The 19,810-nt window shown below is 49.1% G+C and carries 12 protein-coding genes, 1 pseudogene and 1 riboswitch; of the genes and pseudogenes, 4 read left to right on the top strand and 9 right to left on the bottom strand.

Annotation, left to right across the window (positions count from 1 at the left end):
- Positions 1-184: 184 nt before the first annotated feature.
- From ACTWJ7_RS04390 to ACTWJ7_RS04410, 5 genes and pseudogenes are all read right to left on the bottom strand, one after another.
- A complete protein-coding gene (locus tag ACTWJ7_RS04390) occupies positions 185-904 on the bottom strand; it encodes a 3-ketoacyl-ACP reductase (RefSeq protein ID WP_079347818.1) in 720 nt (239 codons plus the stop codon).
- 87 nt (positions 905-991) lie between these two features.
- Positions 992-1,891 carry a DUF4097 family beta strand repeat-containing protein gene (locus tag ACTWJ7_RS04395; RefSeq protein WP_301880299.1) on the bottom strand — a complete coding sequence of 300 codons (900 nt, stop codon included), beginning with the start codon at positions 1,889-1,891 and terminating at the stop codon, positions 992-994.
- Between the two features lie 274 nt (positions 1,892-2,165).
- Positions 2,166-2,480, bottom strand: a complete 315-nt coding sequence (locus ACTWJ7_RS04400; protein WP_443145160.1) for a DUF1700 domain-containing protein — start codon at positions 2,478-2,480, stop codon at positions 2,166-2,168.
- Positions 2,473-2,802, bottom strand: a complete 330-nt coding sequence (locus ACTWJ7_RS04405) for a PadR family transcriptional regulator (RefSeq protein ID WP_024632829.1) — start codon at positions 2,800-2,802, stop codon at positions 2,473-2,475. The genes ACTWJ7_RS04400 and ACTWJ7_RS04405 overlap by 8 nt, the downstream gene beginning before the upstream one ends.
- A gap of 274 nt (positions 2,803-3,076) precedes the next feature.
- Positions 3,077-4,590, bottom strand: a pseudogene (locus tag ACTWJ7_RS04410) (FAD-dependent oxidoreductase).
- 405 nt (positions 4,591-4,995) lie between these two features.
- Here ACTWJ7_RS04410 and ACTWJ7_RS04415 point away from each other — a divergent pair.
- Complete coding sequence (locus ACTWJ7_RS04415; RefSeq protein WP_301880296.1) at positions 4,996-7,812, top strand: glycoside hydrolase family 3 C-terminal domain-containing protein; 2,817 nt, start codon at positions 4,996-4,998, stop codon at positions 7,810-7,812.
- Between the two features lie 161 nt (positions 7,813-7,973).
- Here the strand turns inward: ACTWJ7_RS04415 and metE are convergent, their stop codons facing one another.
- The 3 genes from metE to ACTWJ7_RS04430 form a co-directional block, all read right to left on the bottom strand.
- Positions 7,974-10,322, bottom strand: a complete 2,349-nt coding sequence (metE, locus tag ACTWJ7_RS04420) for a 5-methyltetrahydropteroyltriglutamate--homocysteine S-methyltransferase (RefSeq protein ID WP_301880295.1) — start codon at positions 10,320-10,322, stop codon at positions 7,974-7,976.
- A gap of 223 nt (positions 10,323-10,545) precedes the next feature.
- Positions 10,546-10,746: riboswitch (cobalamin riboswitch) on the bottom strand.
- Between the two features lie 266 nt (positions 10,747-11,012).
- Positions 11,013-11,522 (bottom strand): anaerobic ribonucleoside-triphosphate reductase activating protein, encoded by a 510-nt coding sequence (gene nrdG / locus ACTWJ7_RS04425; RefSeq protein WP_301880294.1) that lies wholly within the window; start codon positions 11,520-11,522, stop codon positions 11,013-11,015.
- Positions 11,519-13,480, bottom strand: a complete 1,962-nt coding sequence (locus tag ACTWJ7_RS04430; RefSeq protein WP_301880293.1) for an anaerobic ribonucleoside triphosphate reductase — start codon at positions 13,478-13,480, stop codon at positions 11,519-11,521. Before ACTWJ7_RS04430 ends, nrdG begins: the two co-directional genes overlap by 4 nt.
- 487 nt (positions 13,481-13,967) lie before the next feature.
- On the opposite strand from ACTWJ7_RS04430, the gene ACTWJ7_RS04435 reads away from it, so the two are divergent.
- Positions 13,968-15,605 carry a histidine kinase dimerization/phospho-acceptor domain-containing protein gene (locus ACTWJ7_RS04435; protein ID WP_079347804.1) on the top strand — a complete coding sequence of 546 codons (1,638 nt, stop codon included), beginning with the start codon at positions 13,968-13,970 and terminating at the stop codon, positions 15,603-15,605.
- Positions 15,606-15,641: 36 nt separating this feature from the next.
- Here the strand turns inward: ACTWJ7_RS04435 and ACTWJ7_RS04440 are convergent, their stop codons facing one another.
- Positions 15,642-16,667, bottom strand: coding sequence for a LacI family DNA-binding transcriptional regulator (locus ACTWJ7_RS04440; protein ID WP_079347802.1), 1,026 nt, complete (start codon positions 16,665-16,667; stop codon positions 15,642-15,644).
- Between the two features lie 303 nt (positions 16,668-16,970).
- On the opposite strand from ACTWJ7_RS04440, the gene ACTWJ7_RS04445 reads away from it, so the two are divergent.
- Both ACTWJ7_RS04445 and ACTWJ7_RS04450 read left to right on the top strand, forming a co-directional pair.
- The gene (locus ACTWJ7_RS04445) at positions 16,971-18,617 is read left to right on the top strand and encodes a cellulase family glycosylhydrolase (protein ID WP_143805435.1); all 1,647 of its coding nucleotides are present in this window, start codon (positions 16,971-16,973) and stop codon (positions 18,615-18,617) included.
- 203 nt (positions 18,618-18,820) lie between these two features.
- Complete coding sequence (locus ACTWJ7_RS04450) at positions 18,821-19,759, top strand: aldo/keto reductase family protein (protein WP_024632820.1); 939 nt, start codon at positions 18,821-18,823, stop codon at positions 19,757-19,759.
- Positions 19,760-19,810: the final 51 nt, after the last annotated feature.

Genomic DNA, 19,810 nt, shown 5'->3' on the forward strand with positions numbered 1-19,810 from the left:
GCTGCATTAATCATAAGGGTAGAGAATCAGCGCGATGAATTGTATTCAGACACGATGGCTGCTGCTGAATATGTAAAAGGCCGCCCAGAGGTTTCTCGGGCGGCCGGATGGCGACGGATTGCATCATTAGAAATGGTTGCTTCCGTCATTCATTGTTCTTTATAAATGGTTCGACTACTCCTGCTTACTGCGGATTAGTTGTCCAGATGCCTGCGGCTTTAACAAATACACGGTCCGACAGCTTGAGCGTCGCCAAAGCCAGTTCAGCTACGTCCTCCGCTTGCATCATTCGGTCTTCGTCTCCAACTTTCAGTCCGGCATTGGTTGCCAGCTCTGTGTTCACCGTACTTGGTGTTAATGCAGTAACCCGGATATTGGATTTACGTACTTCCTGCATCAGGGATTCGGTCATGCCGAGCAGGGCGAATTTGGATGCACAGTAGGCTGAACCCGTTGCGAATCCACGCTCACCAGCAGTAGAGGCGATATTAATGATGCTGCCACTGCTTTCCTTGATCATGCTTGGCAGCACAGCACGAGTTACATAGTATGTACCCATGACATTGACATGCAGGATGCGCTCCCACTCTTCCGGGTCCATATCCAGCAAGGTGCCGAAGCTTGCGATACCTGCATTGTTAATAAGGATATCCACCGCGCCAAGCTCCATCTCGATAGCTGCTACGGCTGCCTCAGCCTGAGTGCGATCCGAAATATCCGCAATGGCACTGGTTACTTTCACACCATATTCTTGACTCAGCGATTGCTGGAGAGCCTCCAGATCGGAGGCCGTCCGAGCGATAAGTCCGAGATGTACACCTTCCTTGGCAAGTGCCTGAGCAATGGCACGGCCAATACCTTTACCGGCGCCAGTGATGACAGCCGTTTTATTTTTAAGTTCCATGTGGGTAATTCCTCCTTAGAATTGGACTAGCATTTAATTATACTATATTACCCACAGTTCGAATATTTGCTTCATCATAATTTAACATTATTGCTTGATCTTGATGCTGCCTGAGGTGGTGCGAGCTTTGATGACATCACGGCTTACCATAGGGGAATCAGGGATATTCACATCACCGGAAATAGCCTGTGCGTCAAATATACCGTCAAAATCGGGCGCTGCCTGTATGGAAATATCTCCTGACTGTCCCGATACATCCATTGAACCGGAGGAAGCTTGCTCGATCTTCACACTGCCGGAAGTGAATTTAACGTTTGCCGCACCGTTTAATTTCATAATTTTGGTATCCCCCGACTGCACACTGCGGGTTACATCGCCATTCATGCCATCCAGCGTGAAGCTTCCGGAAGTTTGTTTTACTTCCATAGTTCCCTCAATTGCCGTGGCTTTGATGTCCCCTGAAGCTAGATCCAGTTGAATGGTTGGTACATTTATGTCCTGAAGGTGAATGCTCCCAGACGTATTGTTAAGGTCCAAGGTTTTGGCATGCAGACCCTTCAAATCCAGATCACTGGAAGTAGAGACGATGCTGACGTCATCCAGCTGATGTCCTTCAGGCAGCGCAACCGTGATCGTTTGCTGCTGAGTATTCCAATAAAGGGTGAAAAATTGCAAACGCGGGCGCTCTTTCTGGTTTAACGTAAAGGTTCCATCCGTAATCGAGGCCTGTTTAAAACCTTCAATGGTGGCCGGGTCCCACTTACCATCCACTTCAATGTAACCATTGGAATCGGGACTTACTACGAATTCAATATCTGCGTTAAAGTTAGCGTTCATCATGATGTTGTGCAGCTCATCGTTTTTGAATTCCCAACGTTTGGAGTAGGCTTCTCTCTGATCTCCGAACTGAACTCCGTATATGGAGGTTCCGAGCAGGCCGATGCCGATACATAGTATCGCTAAAGCGATCCACTTTTTGGTGCTCATGGTTAGACATCTCCTTTCATCGTCTTTTGATTCCATCTTATATACTGAAGAGTGACCAGCTTAAAGGCTTTAAAAATCCATTTTGTCAAAAGGGCAAATAGAATGCCTATACCGAATACTCCAATCGAAACGAACATCTCAGAATACTCGAAATGGTCAAGATATAAGAAATCCACTGCTGCAGCGACCGGTGCCAATACCAGCAGCGACATACTGGCAATTGTGAGCCATACCGACCACAGCGTCAATCCTATTGGAATTGCCAGCATGATGTTCAGGAAAAAAGTCCGATTGCCGTGAAGAAGCTGCGTGCAGCGCGATTTCCTCTTTGCTGAGGACGCATTTCTTCGAATGTTGGCGCATAGAACGGATCAGATCCTGGCGTCTGTGCATCATACCGATCACCGAGCGCTTCTTTTGCAATCTCGATCGGATGCCCCAGTTCCCTTGAAATTTCTTCTTCCGGTCTTCCTTCTCTTAATCCCATCTCAAAATGCTGTTCATAATCAGCGAGCAGTTCAGCCCGTTCCAGCGGGTCCATCGGTCTCAGATGAATCTCCATTGCCTGCATGAATTGTTGTCTATTCATTGGGGGTACCTTCCTCTATAAGATTTGCGACATTGCGCACAAAATTATTCCATTCATTCGTGAGAGTCTTCATATAGTCACGACCAGTATCAGACAGTTTGTAGTATTTACGCGGTGGTCCTTCACTGGATTCTTGCAGGTAAGTCGTACAATAGCCGTCATTGACCAATCTTCGCAAAAGGGGATACAGTGCACCTTCCGCCACTTCAATATGCTGGGATACCGCCTGAGCCAGTTCGTAACCGTAACGATCCTGGCGGTTGATCAGCACGAGTACGCATAGTTCCAGCACCCCTTTTTTGAATTGAATATTAACATTCACTTGGGTTCCTCCTTGTTGCTCTATCCAATCACTAGTGTGTATTGTTCAGTAGTCGTGAATTCATCATAGCATCCGGTACTGTTTAATGCAAGGTAGTGATTTTAAAATAGTTCCTTGTCACGGTGTGCCGCAAATGGGACTAACTTCGATTTCTCGCTAATTCACTTATAAATCAGCATACGCAAAACCCGGATCGGTTACTTCCGTCTGAGGACGGATTCCGATCCGGGTCTATGGGATGAAGATATACAGCGATGGGGGTATCAGCTTTAATTTATTCTTGTGCGTCCAATACCGTAAGGTCTTCAACGGCAGGGCCTTCGATCACTTTACCTGCGTAATTGAAGCGTGAGCCGTGGCATGGGCAATCCCAGGAACGTTCGCCGGCATTCCATTCCACTTCACAACCCAAATGGGTGCAGGTGGTATCCACCAGAAAGAGTTTGCCAGTTGGGTCCTTGTAGGCGCCGGCCCGTTTGCCTTCATGGCGAACGACGGCTCCTTCATCGTTACCAAGTTGTCCCGTGTTCTTGTGAATAATGCCGACCTTGCCAGAGATCAGTTCCGTGGCTACATTGACATTCTCTACGAGGAAGTTTTTCACACCAGGGTCTACCTTGAACCTTGCAGGATCGAATACCGCTGCGTAAGAGTTGTCGCGTCCGGTAATCCGGTCCGTAAGGATGTGTCCAGCCATCGTTCCTGTGGTCATGCCCCATTTGGCAAAGCCGGTAGCCACATAGACACGTTCATGTCGTCCGGTAATGGGTCCAATATAAGGGACCTTATCGATGGAAATCAGATCCTGAGCTGACCAGCGGAATGGGATGTTGCGAATGCCAAATGTATCGGCCGCATAGCGCTCCAAATTTTCATAATGACCGACGGTACAAATGCCCTGCCCGGTTTTATGGTTCTCTCCTCCAAAGAGGATGTGTTCTTTCCCTTCATGAATGACAGTACGCAGTGAACGGGAGGGTTCATCGTCAGAGATATACATGCCACCTGTGAAAGGTTTCTGAGGTTCAACCATAACAGCATAGGATCGTTCAGCGTGCAGCCTTGAAAAATAAAATCCAGGGTCGTAGACCGGGAAATGGGAGGCAACGACGACATGTTCGGCCGTTACGGATGGACCATTCTCATAGGTCCGCACATGCAGTGAGGCGTCTTCCTCTACATCGGTAACCGTTGTATGTTCGAAGATGCGGACACCTTGCTTGACTGCGGATTCCAGCAGGTAATGCAAATAACGGAGCGGGTCAAAGCGGGCTTGTCCCGGCATCTTAATACCTGCTCTAGACGGGACAGGGATGGGAAGTGGATCGACCCATTCACCAGGAATATTTAACTTGCCATAGGCGGTCAGTTCAATCTCCAGCTTTTTGAGGTTTTCCTCGGATTGAATGTAGACATAGGCATCTTCCTCAGCCCACTGGCAATCGATTTTTTTCTCTTTACCAGATCGCGCATCCACTTGGCGGCTGTAGCATTACCTTCATAATACATGCGGGCCTGTTCCTCGCCAAAATGATGCAGTAATTCATCGAATATCACACCATGCTGCGCGGATACCTTGGCAGTGGTATGGCCGGTTGTGCCATCCAGTACTTTTCCGGCTTCAAGCACAACCACACGCCTACCCGTCTGAGCCAGTAAATAGGCTGTCGTAATGCCTGCAATGCCTGCACCAATGATGGCTACATCCGCAGTTGTATTTTCTGTCAGTTTCGGATATTCATTGAATGTGTTTGTGGCTCTCCACAGGGATTCCGGAATGGAGGGCAAACCTGTCGGGTCTGTTGATGATCATTCACTCGATTTCCTCCTTATATCTTGTTCATTAGTGCTTATGCTCAGCTTATAAATACGTCAAAACTATACTCTTATCCATGATTACCATACTGTGCCAGAATGAAACGATTGGCCTCATACTTTCCTGAGGAAAATTCACATTTTCCTGTGCAAGACCCCTGTTTTTTTTGCTAAACATGCTATATGATAGGTTTACCGAAACCGTTTTAGTAAATGAAGACAAGAGTTAACAGTGGACAAATAAATGCTTGTTTTATAAGGTTAAATCTTCGATTTATGAGGTCGGATACATTAAAATTACATCATAATTATGTCATGTTAATGTATTCGCTATCATTATAAATAAACCATTGAAAGCCCAAAGGAGAATTCCATATCATGACTAACCAAACGAAATATCCTTTCCAGGATACAACGCTTGAACTCGATACACGTGTAAAGGACCTCGTATCCCGCCTGTCGGAAGATGAGAAAATCGAATCCATGCTGCAATACCAACCAGCAGTAGAACGCCTCGGTATCGCAGCTTACAAACACGGCACAGAAGCAGCTCACGGTCTGGCTTGGCTGGGCGAAGCCACGTCCTTCCCGCAGCCGGTAGGGCTGGCGTGTACGTGGGATGCAGACCTGATGAAAGAGATTGGCTCCGTGATCGGAGACGAGGCACGTGTATTTTACAAACGCAATCCAGCCGTGAACGGTCTGACGCTGTGGGCACCTACGGTTGATATGGAACGTGATCCGCGCTGGGGTCGGAATGAGGAAGCCTACGGGGAAGATCCGGAACTTACGGCCGAGCTGACCACAGCTTTGGTTAAGGGTATTCAGGGTGACCATCCGAAGTATTACAAGGCGGTTGCCACATTGAAGCATTTCCTGGCAAACAATAATGAAGTGGACCGCGGCAGTGGTTCATCAAGCATTGATCCACGCAACATGCGAGAATATTACCTGAAAGCGTTCGAGAAACCGTTTAAAGAGGGTGGGGCGCAGTCCATGATGACCGCGTACAACTCCATTAATGGTACGCCAGCATTGTTGCATCCGTTCGTAAACGAGATTGTGAAGGGCGAATGGGGCATGGATGGCTTCATTGTGAGTGATGCAGGGGATGTCATGGGCATCAAGAACGATCATAAATACTATGATTCCCACACCCCTGGTACAGTAGAGTCTGTCAAAGCCGGCATTGACAGCATTACCGATGATGCGGATCTGTCGAAGCAGGCGCTGCGTGAAGGGCTGGAGCAAGGTACGCTCACGATGGAAGACATCGATCTGGCGTTGTTCAATACGTTCCGTGTGCGTTTCCGTCTGGGTGAATTTGATCCGGCTGAAGGCAATCCATATGCTTCGATTGGTGAAGAAGCGATGATGACGGAGAACGCGAAGGCTTTGTCGTTGAGAGCGGCGAGAGAACAAGTGGTATTGCTCAAAAATGATCAAGGCACACTGCCGCTGGATAAAACGAAATCCGGCAAAGTGGCTGTGATTGGTCAACTGGGCGGAACAGTCTATCGTGACTGGTATGCAGGCACCATGCCATATAGCGTATCCCCGCTTGAAGCGATCAGTTCCAAAGTAGGCGGCGACAAGGTTACGTTCAAGGATGGTAATGACCGTATTACATTGACTTCCGCGGCAAGCGGCAAAGTTGTCGGACTGGCTGAAGATGAGAAATCATCCATCATTGCTTCAGGAGATGCCGAGACATTTACACTGAGTGACTGGGGATTTGGCAGTTACACGCTGCAGGCGGAAAGTAATGGCAAATACCTGACGACGGATGAAGAGACGGTTACGGCATCAGCGGATGAAGTATATGGCTGGTTTGTAAAAGAAGTATTTCATCTGTTGCCACAACAGGACGGAAGTGTGGGACTGACCACTTGGAACGGCAAAACCGTAACTGCACCCAATGGCGGAAACGATGTGTTCGCCGTATCCGAAGAGTTGAAATCATTCGGTGCTACGGAAACATTCAAGAAGGATATTGTGGTGAATGGATTAGAGGAAGCGGTAGCAGCTGCGAAGGAAGCGGAGACGGCGATTGTATTTGTCGGCAACAACCCGCTTGTGAACGGTAAAGAAGAGATCGACCGTCCAAGCCTGGATCTGGCAGAATCCCAGCAGCGTCTGGTTGAAGCCGTTTATGCAGCGAACCCGAATACCGTTGTAGTTATCGTGGGAAGTTACCCGTTCACATCCAACTGGGTACAGGAGAACATCCCAGCTGTATTGTATACCTCCCATGCTGGACAAGAGCTGGGCAACGCTGTAGCTGACGTATTGTATGGCGATTATGCGCCAGCAGGCCGTCTGAATATGACGTGGGTGCAATCCGCAGATCAGCTGACTGATATCAGAGACTACGATATCATTCAATCTGGACGCACGTATCAGTATTTTGAAGGTGATGTACTATATCCGTTCGGACATGGATTGACGTATGCATCGTTTAAATACAGTAATCTGGAGTTGAATCCGTCCCAAACTGGAACTGAAGGCACAACTACGGTAACTGTGGACGTGACGAATACAGGGACGATCGCCAGTGATGAGGTTGTGCAATTGTACGTGCGTGCCGGACAGTCCCGTGTGAAGCGTCCGCTCAAAACGTTAAAAGGTTTCCGTCGTCTTCATATTGAAGCTGGAGCTACAGTGAAAGTCAGCTTCACGTTACCGGTTCAGGAGCTGGCAATCTGGGATGTAACCCGTGATCGTTATGTGGTTGAAAGCGGCACGTACAGCATTATGGTAGGCAAATCTTCCGCCGATATTCAGCTTGTTGCTGACCTGACGGTAGATGGAGAGATCATTCCTTCACGTAACCTTGGTGTGGCTACTCGCGCCGAGAATTACGATGCATACTTCGGTGTGGATCTGGATGAGAGCAAGGAAGGCGGAACATCTGTCCGTGTGATTGGAGAGCAGGGATGGATTGCCTTCAAAGATGCGGATCTGGGCAGTGCAGCAGCGCTTGAAGCTCGTGTATCGGCAGAACAGGCAGATGCGGTATTGGAAGTTCGACTGGGCGCACCTGACGGTGCATTGGCAGGACGCGTGGAACTGGCACAGGGCGAGGCCCAGCAGTGGTCCACGGTTAAGGCAGACCTCCAAGGTGCATCAGGTCAGCAGGATGTTTATCTGGTATTGTCCGCAGGAGTGCGTATCAGCTATTTCGAGATTCGTTAAACCTGCAGCCTATGGAAGTTGCAGCTCTAATAGCAAGTGCTCAGTTCGTTAAATAAAAACGCTAAAAAGGGATGTCCCCTTGTCATCTTCATGACTAGGGGGACATCCCTTTTGTTAATAAAACAACTTTTTCCAAAAGCCTAGGTGGCGAAATATCGAATTTAGATTGAGGAGTCAGCCGTTACCCGTTCTCTTGCTGTACGAGCAGCATCTACCATGATGCTTAATGCATCCACGACTTCGGCTTTACCACGTGTTTTCAGTCCACAGTCAGGATTCACCCAGAACAGATCGGCTGGCAGCACTTGAAGTGCGCGCTCGATCATATGCAACATCTCGTCCTTGCCTGGAACACGCGGACTATGGATATCGTATACACCGAGACCGATGCCTTTATCATACGTATTTTGCTCAAAGCTGCCTACCAGCTCCCCATGGCTGCGGGATGTCTCGATCGAGATCACATCCGCATCTAGGTCGCTGATGGCTTCAATAATATCATCGAACTCGCAGTAGCACATGTGAGTATGCACCTGCGTTGTTGGTTTCACGGTTGCTGTTGCCAAACGGAAGGATTCCACGGCCCATTGCAGGTACTCATCCCACTTGCTTCGTTTGAGTGGGAGTCCTTCACGCAGAGCTGGCTCATCGACCTGAATCATCTCAATGCCTGCTTGCTCCAGCGCTTCAACCTCGTCCCGAATGGCACGGGCAATCTGATAGGATACTTCGCTGCGCGGAATATCCGAGCGGACGAAGGACCAGTTCAGAATCGTTACCGGACCTGTGAGCATGCCTTTTACCGGTTTGCTGGTCAGTGTCTGAGCATACGCCGTTTCTTTCACCGTCATCGGTTCATTGAACAGCACATCTCCGTAAATGACAGGTGGCTTCACACAGCGTGAGCCGTAGGACTGTACCCAGCCATTTTTGGTAAAAGCGAATCCAGTCAGCTTCTCACCGAAAAACTCGACCATATCGGTACGTTCGAACTCACCGTGTACCAGCACATCCAGACCAATTTCCTCCTGAATGGTAATCCATTCCTGGATCTGTTCACGCACATAGGCATCGTATTGCTCCGCATTCCATTCGCCTTTGCGGAACAGGGCACGTGCCTTGCGCACGTCTGCCGTCTGCGGGAAGCTGCCAATCGTAGTCGTTGGCAGCAGCGGGAGCGGCCATTTTTGCTGCTGCAATTCGCGCCGCTCCTGGAATGACGCGCTGCGAAGCAGCTGCTCGTTGGCGTGCACCCCTGCTGGAGCGCCACTCAGGCGTGTCCGCGACTCGGACTCGCTTAGCAGGCGCACCGCTTCTGTGCTCGCCTGGGCGCGGCGGCTGGCTTCAGCCACAGCCGCTGCCTGGTCCGCCTGCTTCGCACCGCCGGACAACAACGTGCCGAGCGTCGCTATTTCTTCCAGCTTCTCGTCGGCAAAGGCCAGGGCATTGCGCAGTACCGGATCAAGCGCGCTCTCCTGAGCGGCAGTCACCGGTACATGCAACAGGCTGCAGGAAGGCTGAATGATCAGCTTGCCTTCGGCAGCGAATTCAGCCACCTGCTCCAGCAGCTTCGCCGTCTCTGCGAGATCGGCGCGCCAGATGTTGCGCCCGTCGATGACACCGGCGCCCAACCATTTAGCCTGCGGGAAGCCATGCTCCCGCAGGCTGGCCAGGTTGCCTTCATAGCCGTGGACCAGGTCCAGGCCGATTCCGGCTACAGGCAGTGCTGTCACGACCGGATAAGCTTCCACCGATTCGAAGTACGTCTGAAGCAGCAGCTTCAATTCCGGTGCGGCTTGTGCCAAGGCAGCATACACCTGTTGCAGCAAGGCTTCATCTTCGGAAGAGACAGCCAGCGTCAGAGCAGGCTCGTCGATCTGTACCCACTGTACGCCTTCGGCTTGAAGCTCGGCCAGAAGCTGGGCGTACACCGGAACGAGGCGTGTGACAATCTCCGCGAAGCGTTCCGTGTCATAGCCTTTGGCGAACCGTACATACGAGTACGGACCGACCACGACCGGTTTACCTTCCAGCCCAAGCTCCTGCTTTGCTTCGCGATAGGCGGCAAGGGGTTTATTTTCAAGCAATGCAAATGCAGTATCATTATGAATCTCCGGTACGATATAGTGATAGTTGGTGTTCAGCCACTTGGTCATCTCACAGGCCGTTGCCTGGTCATTACCCCGGGCCATAGCGTAATAGGTAGATACGGATACCGGTCCGCCTGTATGGTTAAAGCGCTCAGGAACGACGCCAAACATTGCGGATACGTCGAGAATATGATCATAGTAGGAGAAGTCGCCCACAGGAATCAGATCGAGCTGCTGTGCCTGCTGTTTCTTCAGATCCTGCAACCGAAGCGTGGTCAGTTCCTGATGAAGTGTGGATTCATCGATTCGACCAGCCCAGAAGGACTCCAGTGCTTTTTTCCATTCACGTCCCGCACCGATGCGAGGGTAACCGAGGTTGCCTGTCAGAACTTGTGCCTGTTGTTGCTGTGATTGCGACATGTAAAATTCCTCCTCATTTATAATGGTGAACTCATCATTCAGGTTGAAGCTATGGTGATGTGTTTCATTTGAAAGCATCAAAAAAAGGCGTTCCTTCCGATGTCATACCCTGAGAAACAGGCATCATGAATGACGACTGTGCACAAAGATAGAATGGGAAAGAACACCTGCTATAAGTTATTTTAGCGGTTGCTCTAACACCTCCCTATCTTCCGTAGGTCATGCGATGCTGTCGAAACAGGCAGGTCTCCTGGCTTACGGATCATGGTCTTGTACATGTCCTTCCCGGTGGATACACCAGTGGATTGTTTATGTACAGACTCCCCGTTTACAGTGGCGGGACCGCGACGGACTTACACCGTTCTTCCCTTTTAAGCCTGACCACGCCTGTAGCGCGGTTGGCACCTGTTTCCGTGTGCAGAAATGTGCGTACACATCTCCAGCTATGAAATTGGTGACCAAGTATAGATGATAGATTATATAATGATGCAATCGTCGTATACTTGCTTGTATGCTACCAATCATAGACGATAACCTACTAGCTTGCAACATATATCATTAATCCGATCGGAAATAAAAATGAGCCGTATGAAACCTTGGTTTAGTGACAGATTTGTCTCCTTAAAATGAAGTTTCAAAATGAACTGAATATCCACATGTTGTGGTAGATTCAACCCAATAAAAAAATCGTTACCATGTATCCATCTGCATGGTAACGATTGTGTGGCAAGCCATCGTTGCGGCTACATCAATGATGCGCTGATTGCGACTGCCGCGATAAGGAAGAGATACATCACGCTCAGCTGCAATATAAGGTCCATCAATAATAACGTCGCATAGGCGGGATAGTTCTGCTCGCGCAGGGTCGGCTACAAGTTCCTCATATACAAATCCGGTATAGGCCCATACCGTCAGATCAGGCCGTACCGCACGAAGCTGTCGAACCCAGGATGCACAATCTGCGGCAGAGAAAAAAGGATCGCCTCCGCATAACGTAACCCCTTCCAGCAAGGGATGCGCGGTCACTTCATGCAAAATCTGCTGCTGCCGTTCCTCCGTGAAGGGTTCACCCGCTCGGAAGCTCCAGGAGTCCGGGCTGAAGCAGCCCGGACAGGCATGTCGACATCCGCTAATGAACAACACGGCTCGCAGGCCCGTTCCCTCATTCACCGATTCGGGGATATAGCCATACAGATTCACCGATGTTTCACCCGATCCCGTACTTCAGCTTGCTTTGCCGTATTGAAGCGTACTTTGTAATCTCCGGTCAGGTATCCCGTCACCCGGCGCAGTCTCTGGAAATGCACCTGATTTTCATGAGCTTCACATCCGGGACATACTTCTCCGATTACGCCTTCATAACCACAGGCCGGACAACGGTCAATCGGGTGATTAATGGAGAAATACCCGATATCCTGGGCCAGCGCGTATTGCACGATTCGTTGGAAAGCCATGGTGTTGGCCCGTACATTCCCGTCGAGTTCGACATAAGAGATTGCCCCGGCATTACATAGCTTGTGGAAAGGAGCTTCCAATTCAATTTTGCGATAGGCCGGAAGGGTATGATAGACCGGAATGTGAAATGAATTGGTGTAATATTCCCTGTCGTTGACCCCCGCGATGCTGCCGTATCGCTCACGATCAAGCTTGGTGAATTTGCCGGATAGACCCTCGGCGGGCGTAGCGAATAAGGTGATATTCAAGTTATGCAACTCACTCATCCGGTCGCAGAACTCTCTCATCGTACGAATGATATTCAAGGCTTCTCGATGTACATGAAGGTCTTGTCCATGGTGACGGCCATATAGGGCGGTCATACATTCAGCAAGCCCGATAAAACCAAGGGATAACGTACCATGCTTCAACAGGTCAGCCACCGGTTCATTCGGAGCCAATTGTTCTCCACCTTCCCACACCCCTTCCCGCATCATAAAGTCCGATGCTTTGGCAGGCTGGTTAGTCTGAATTCGATAACGGTGCAGCAGTCCATCCGTAGCATTGTGCATGACGGATTCCAAAGCCATATAGAAGCCGGCCCGGTCAGCGATGGCTCTTGTTCCCTGGCAGATCCCATATCGTATGCCGAGCTTGACCAGATTGATGGTGTTAAAGGACAAGTTCCCTTTACCGCTTTGACGATTGCGTCCGAAGCGATCAGCCAGTGTGCGTGTACGACATCCCATTGTGGCAATGATCGTGTCGGGATCTTCCGGCCGATAATAGGGAAGGTTGAAGGAAGCATCCACATTGACAAAATTCGGATACATACGCCGGGAGGAGCAGGTCACAGCGAGCCGGAACAGATCGTAATTCGGATCTCCCTCAGATTGGTTTATGCCTTGTTTGCACTGGAAAATATGCTGTGGGAACACGGGCGTTTCCCCGTTACCGAGTCCACGAATGGTCGCTTGCAGCAACGACCGGGAGACAAGCCGGCCTTCGGCTGAAGTGCACAGTCCATAATTCAGTGAAGTAAACGGAATCTGTCCGCCAGCACGACTGCTCATGGTGTTCAGATTATGGATTAGCGATTCCGCAGCCTGTTCGGTCTCCAGTTCCGTTTCTTCACAGGCAAAGGCAAAGGCTCGTGGACATTTTACCTTCGCTTCATCACTATTCAGATGTAGCTGCTCATCCTCAATTCGGTTATTTTCCCCAAACAGCCGTTGTGCTTTCCGGTAATGCTTACGGAACGATCGCTTCACATAAGGTGCCAGATCCCAGTCGATTTTGTTGGCCGATACGCCGCCATACTGGCTGTTCTGCTGGGATTGAAAAATAATGGCGACCAGCGCCATGGCAGACATAATCGTCTGTGGTGTACGAACCGAACCATTGCCAGTATTAAATCCGGAGGCCAGCAGTCGGTCAAACGGGATGAATATACAGTTGGTCGTTCCAAGGGCATACTGATCCAGATCGTGTACGTACAGATCACCATTCTCCACAGCTAAAGCAAGGTCCTCTGGCAGCACATGACGCAGAGCATGCCACTTGGCCGTCTCCGAACCGAGCCTGCTCATCTTGCCGCTGAACGAGTCTCCGTTCAGATTGGCATTCTCCCTCAGCGTATCAGCGTCTTCTGCACCGATAATTCGTCTTCCCAGGTCAGATAGCAGATCAGGCGCAGGTGGAGAGGCATACTCAAGCATGTTCATATCAGATTCCTCCTAAAAAATGAGATTGTATAGGGATAATGTAAATTCATTGAACACTATATGTAGAGTTTCTTTATCCATTTATAAACTATATCTTGTTATTTGGGTGTGATAACCGTCACATAAGAGGAGCGCGTTGAACGTGGCGATTTTCTAGTCTGGCATGATAAAGGTTTTCAAAGGCGGAGGGTAAGCGTATAATTTCTTATTACCGTGTCAGTATAGTTGACGAAGCTAGAAATAAGGACAGAAAACCTGCCAGGTAAGCGGTTGCTAAACTTTCCTGTCATCGAATCATAACGTCCATAGCAGATTCCCGTACGTGGAATAAATTGGATTCGGGTATGTTTCCCTTTGATTCCTACAGTGTTAATCATATATGAATAGGTTGTGACAGCTGTTTCGGAACATTTGAACCCTCGTTAATCGATTGAATCATCATGTGCAATACGGATTTGAAATGCAGCCAAAACAAGAGGGGTGAGTCATGGGAACGGTAAGCATTACAAGGGGCTTCTATGAAAATATCCAGGAAGCCGCGTCCCATATTGTAGAAGTGTTAAGCGGCATATTAAAGGTGAACACTATCTTTGTTGCGACGAATGATGGCGTGACCAATGTTATTATGGAGGCTTTTAACCGAGAGGAACAGTTGATTGCCAAAGGCAGTGCGCTTCCATTTGAAGCTTCATATTGCAGCCTGGTATTGAGAGATAAGGAAGGCAGTATGGTTATCACGGATACATGCGAACATCCACTTACGGAATCGATGAACGTAACGAGCGAACTGGGCAATCGTTTCTTTGTGGGCATTCCGATTCTGCGGAGGTCAGGCGAAGCGTTCGGCACCATATGTCTGATGGACAATCCCGATTATGTGATCAGTGAAACGGATATGAAGACGCTGAAAGCTATGGCTGTTTTCCTGGGGTATGTCGTGGATCTGGAAGATACACTGCAGGTCCAGGAGCAGAAGCTGAGTGATTCGGAGCAACTACAGGAGCAGCTGCAGGCAGAGAAGGAACGTGCGGAATCCGAGGCAATGACCAAGACACAGATGCTGTCGCTGATGAGCCACGAGATTCGTAATCCGCTGAACGGCATTTTGGGATTGACGGATCTGATGCGTACACCGGATATGTCGGACGAGCAGACAGAGTATGTGAATATGATTGAGACTAGCGGTAACATTCTGCTCTCACTGCTAAACAACATGATGAGTTTTAACGTCAACGATGCAGGCAAAACAGTTGTACACGATGATCCATTTGATCTGGTAGCCACGATCGAGAATACCGTTTATCTCTATGTGGGACTTGCGCTTAGCAAGAACATTGAGCTGGGATTGAACCTTGATCTGAATGTATCTCAGGTTTACGTCGGGGATGAAATCAAGATCGGACAACTTTTGGCCCATGTCATTCAGTATGCCATAGATTCAACACGCACAGGATCAGTGTTGGTTACAGCAACCGTGGATGGTGGAGATGCAGAGGAAACGGGGACGCTTCGACTTCATGTGAAGTATACCGGTCGCATGCTGTCTTCGGACAAAAAGCTTAGATCATTTAACAATTTAGACGGAAATATAAGTACACAGAAGCTGGTGGGAACCAATCTCGGTTTGGCGGTCAGCCAAAACCTTGCCATCCTTATGAACGGCCGTATTCAGGTGCGTGGCCTGGGAGACAAGGAAACAGAATTCGAGATCTGCCTGCCGCTCCGCAGACATTGGGAACTGCCTCAGCTTGCCAATATTCAGCACCGACTGAGGGGCAATAAGGTGTTGCTTGCGAAGGATCCCGACATTTTGCAAGGGGCCTCCTCCCTGATGCGAAGATGGAAGATGGATGTGCATATGACCTCGTTTACAACCGAGGCGTACAACTGGATTCATGAGGGCTTTAAGCCTGACGTGGCCGTTGTGGATATGGGACTGCTGGAGGGCGGCGCTGTGGATTTTGTGCACAAGCTGAAGCACCTGATTACCGATTCACCGGTCATTGTGCTGATTCCGTATGGTATGCATATCGATCCGTATGAAGCGGAAGTCTTCGATGCGGTCCTGACCAAGCCGGTGAAGCAGGCTGAATTGTTGAATGCGTTAAGCATCATTGTGCATTAAGAAAATGAAAAAAATATATTAAATTAGGCGCACCTGTTAGGGGTGCGCTTTATTTGTTATTTGCAAGGAAGACGATCCTCGAACAAGCAGCTCCGAGTCGACTTTAAATACGCGTTTATCCTGAAATTCATTCGTATTCATCATGTCAATCATCTTCTCCATCAGGATGGCTCCCATCGTATACTTGGGCTGGTTCACCGAACTTAGCGTTGGATGAATGTATTTGCTGATTCGATTGTTGTCCACACCTACGATAGCCAATTGCTCGGGAATACGTATTCCGTATTCTGTACATGCCTTATATACGCCGAGGGCCATTTCATCATTGGCCGCATATACCGCGGAGAAGGACAGGCCTTTGTTAAACAGCCTTTTGATGGCCTCGTACCCGCCTTCCTCGTTGAAGTTCCCGTTCTCAATCAGTTCGGGACGAAATGGAATTTGATGCTTGCGCAGGGCTTTCAAATAGCCTTCAAGCCGCTCATAGCTGTCGATTGCTTCGGGATAACCGTTCAAGAACACGATATTTTGATGTCCGGCCTCAACCAGATGCTGAACAACTTCCTGGGAAAATTTCACGTTGTCAGTATATATACAAGGAATCTGATCATGTTCGATATATTTGCCAACGATGCCAATACGGTACCCCTTGTCCGCGAGATTGAATAATTCCTCATCCGCCAGCATGGGAGTGATAATGATGACACCGTCAATCGTCCGGTCCAGCAGCAAATTAAGATAATCGACTTCTCGCTCTTTCAGGTTATGGGCATCACATATGATGACTTTGTAATGGCGGGCGTAGGCGATGTTCTCAATGCCTTTGATTATTTCCGCATAATAGGAATTGTTGATATCCGGAACGATGACACCAATCGTCATGGTTCTTTGTGAACGAAGATTCTTGGCTGCTGCGTTGGGGTGATATCCCAATTGCTCGATGGCGCGCATCACCTTATCTTTGGTTTTGGTGCTAACCTTGCTATGCTGATTAATAACTCGTGATACGGTTGCCGGGGATACACCTGCAATGGCAGCGACATCAATGATTTTGACATCCATATGGTTCACAACTCCAAATAAGTGATTGACAATTCATTCAAATTCATTATAATTCCAATTGAAAACGATTACAAGATATAACCGATTGAAGCAATAATTGGGGATAATGTAGGAATAGAGGGTTTGTATTCAATTTAATGTAATCGATTTCATAAATCTCCTTCGTTGCGATAAATAGCGGTGCATCCATGAATCTTGCCACTTGTAGACCCGCTGTTTCTATAGCATTATGTTACCCGTCGTGAGTGCTGCATCCTGGTTCAGTCATACTTCAAGCTATGACCATTTAAGGGAGGCGTCAACATGTTGAAGAAGAGCACCATTATGCTATTGTGCAGCTGTCTGCTGCTCGGACTGCTGGCTTCAGCCGTAGGTTCTTCGAAGGCCGAAGCGGCTTTTGGATCAGGGGATTTCCTGAAAGCTAACGGGACGGTTGTCCGCAAAAATTCGGGTACAGGTAACGTGGTAAACCTGCGTGGAACCAATTTGGGTGGCTGGCTGCTGCAGGAAGAATGGATGACGCCATCCGGGGCGGTAGATGAATACACACTGCGACGTACTTTGACAAATCGTTTTGGAGAATCGGGTGCACAGAGCCTGATCAATGGATATCAGGACAACTGGATTCAGGCTGGCGATCTGGATAACATCAAGAACTGGGGCATGAACGTTGTGCGTGTGCCGATCTATTGGGAGGACTTTATGAACACCAGTGGTGTCATGAAACCTGATTCGGTCACGTTCCGCAAGCTCGACTGGCTCATTGATGAAGCGGGCAAACGGAACCTGTATGTGATTCTCGATCTGCACGGGGCACCGGGAGCAGCCTGTCCGTGGCATTCCTGCGGTCAGGAGAATTCCAACCAACTGTGGACCAACTCTACATACCAGAACTGGACCATTCAGATCTGGGAACGGATGGCAACACGTTACAAAGGCAATCCAACCGTTGCCGCGTATGACCTGCTCAATGAACCTCTTGTAACCATGGGTACAGGTGAAAATGCAGCTCAAATCAAGCAAAAGATGGATTTCTATGACCGCATGTACAAAGCGGTTCGTGCCAAGGATGCGGATCACATGATCATCATCGCGGCATTCTTCGACTGGTGGGCAGCTTCACCGCCAACGACTTATGGCTGGACGAATGTGATGTATCAGACGCATCACTATCAATTCACGGATTATAACAACTGGGATCTGACCAATTCAGAGATGGATCGCTGGTTGAAGGATATGGCGTCCTATCAGAAGAATTGGAATGTTCCGGTGTTAGCTGGCGAATTCTCGTTTGGTCAGGATGATCTGACCGAGAAGTGGCTGTCCGGTCTGAATGCACTGAATGCTTCGTGGACGAACTGGAGTTATAAGGTCAAAGGGGGCGGGACCTGGGGTTATTACAATAATAACAACAACCCGGCACCTAACCTGAATACGGACAGTGCGGCAACGATTGCTTCAAAATGGAGCAAGTTCACCACGGCGAACTTTGCTTCTAATACCACATTTCAGAATGTGGTCAAGAAACATACGGGCACAGCTCCGTTTACAGAGATCTGGTCCAGTCTGAAGGCCAATGCCAACGGTACGTTTGTCAGCGCAGAGAACGGTGGGGCGGATTCGCTGGTTGCCAATCGGGATACTGCCGGACACTGGGAACGGTTCAAAATCATCCAAAACTCGGATGGAACGGTATCCTTCCTGTCGATGAGCAACATTAAATATGTGCAAGCCGATCTGAATAACGGCGGGCGTTTGATCGCCTCGGCCACGTATCCATCTACATGGGAGAAGTTTACCCGTGAAGATTTGGGCGGGGGACTGGTTGCTTTTAAATCCGTTGCGAACGGTAAATATGTCAGTGCGGATCTGAATAACGGGGGCGTGCTGTACGCCAATCGGAACGCTGTGGGTGGAGCATGGGAACAATTTATCGTTACAGCTAACTGAGACAAACTAGGATCTCTCATAAATAATGAAGAAACGTAGTGTAGTGACCCGCATGATTGCTCCGCTTTTGCAGCGGAGCTTTTTAATATTCATCCATAACTATTTCCCAAATTCTGCTCCAAAGCCCTTTTAATCCGAGCCGAATACGATACAATAGAAAGGGAACTTCATCATTAATCAATTTAGAGGAGGATGTGCATTCAATGGAATACCGTAGATTGGGTGGAAGCGGACTGAAGGTAAGCGAGATCAGCCTGGGTAGCTGGCTGACATACGGAGGGTATGTGGAACGTGAAAACGCGGTGAAATCAATTGAAGCCGCATTCGATGAAGGCATTAACTTTTTTGACACAGCCAATGTGTACGAGCGGGGTGCAGCAGAAGAGCTGCTGGGGCAGACGTTGAAAGCGTATTCCCGTGATTCGTATGTGCTTGCAACCAAGGTTTTTGGCAAAATGGGTGACGGTCCAAATGATCAAGGGTTGTCCCGTAAACATATTAAGGAACAATGCGAAGCCAGCTTGCAGCGGCTGGGTGTTGATTATGTAGACATATATTATTGCCATCGCTATCATACCGAAACACCGATTGAAGAGACACTGCGAGCACTGGACGATCTGGTGCGTCAAGGCAAAGTGCTCTACGTAGGTGTTAGTCAATGGACGGCGGCACAGATGGAAGCGGCGCTGGGTACCGCTGATCGCCTGCTGCTGGATCATATCGTGGTGAACCAGCCGGTGTACAACATGTTCGACCGTTATATCGAAAATGAAATCATCCCGCTGGGCGAGCGCAAAGGAATTGGACAGGTGGTCTATTCCCCGCTGGCACAAGGGCTTTTAACCGGTAAATACACTTCGGTATCTGATATCCCCGAGAATAGCCGGGCAGCAAAGCTGGGCTGGGATGAAGGGAAAATTAACGGTGACCGGATCGCGAAGGTTCGCCAGTTAATTGAAGTAGCGGACAAGCTGGATCTGAAGGTTGGTCAATTGGCTCTGGCGTGGATTCTGCGCCAAAATAATGTGTCCAGTGCGCTTGTAGGCGCAAGCCGTCCTGAGCAGGTGAAAGAGAACGCAGCCGCTTCGGGTGTGAAGCTGGATGCTGCCATCGTTGAAGAAATCGAACAAATATTAGCTTAAGGCAAGCTAAACTACACAGGCTGTTCTTGAGCTGATAAATCAGAAAGGGAT

This window comes from Paenibacillus sp. 1A_MP2 (assembly GCF_052244825.1).
Taxonomy (GTDB): domain Bacteria; phylum Bacillota; class Bacilli; order Paenibacillales; family Paenibacillaceae; genus Paenibacillus; species Paenibacillus vandeheii.

Excerpts from the sequence above, each read along its gene's own strand:
- ACTWJ7_RS04415 (WP_301880296.1), top strand. The coding sequence starts at position 4,996 with ATGACTAACCAAACGAAATATCCTTTCCAGGATACAACGCTTGAACTC.
- ACTWJ7_RS04450 (WP_024632820.1), top strand. The coding sequence starts at position 18,821 with ATGGAATACCGTAGATTGGGTGGAAGCGGACTGAAGGTAAGCGAGATC.
- ACTWJ7_RS04400 (WP_443145160.1), bottom strand. The coding sequence starts at position 2,480 with ATGAATAGACAACAATTCATGCAGGCAATGGAGATTCATCTGAGACCG.
- ACTWJ7_RS04430 (WP_301880293.1), bottom strand. The coding sequence starts at position 13,480 with ATGAACATGCTTGAGTATGCCTCTCCACCTGCGCCTGATCTGCTATCT.
- metE (WP_301880295.1), bottom strand. The coding sequence starts at position 10,322 with ATGTCGCAATCACAGCAACAACAGGCACAAGTTCTGACAGGCAACCTC.
- ACTWJ7_RS04445 (WP_143805435.1), top strand. The coding sequence starts at position 16,971 with ATGTTGAAGAAGAGCACCATTATGCTATTGTGCAGCTGTCTGCTGCTC.
- ACTWJ7_RS04390 (WP_079347818.1), bottom strand. The coding sequence starts at position 904 with ATGGAACTTAAAAATAAAACGGCTGTCATCACTGGCGCCGGTAAAGGT.
- ACTWJ7_RS04440 (WP_079347802.1), bottom strand. The coding sequence starts at position 16,667 with ATGGATGTCAAAATCATTGATGTCGCTGCCATTGCAGGTGTATCCCCG.
- ACTWJ7_RS04395 (WP_301880299.1), bottom strand. The coding sequence starts at position 1,891 with ATGAGCACCAAAAAGTGGATCGCTTTAGCGATACTATGTATCGGCATC.
- ACTWJ7_RS04435 (WP_079347804.1), top strand. The coding sequence starts at position 13,968 with ATGGGAACGGTAAGCATTACAAGGGGCTTCTATGAAAATATCCAGGAA.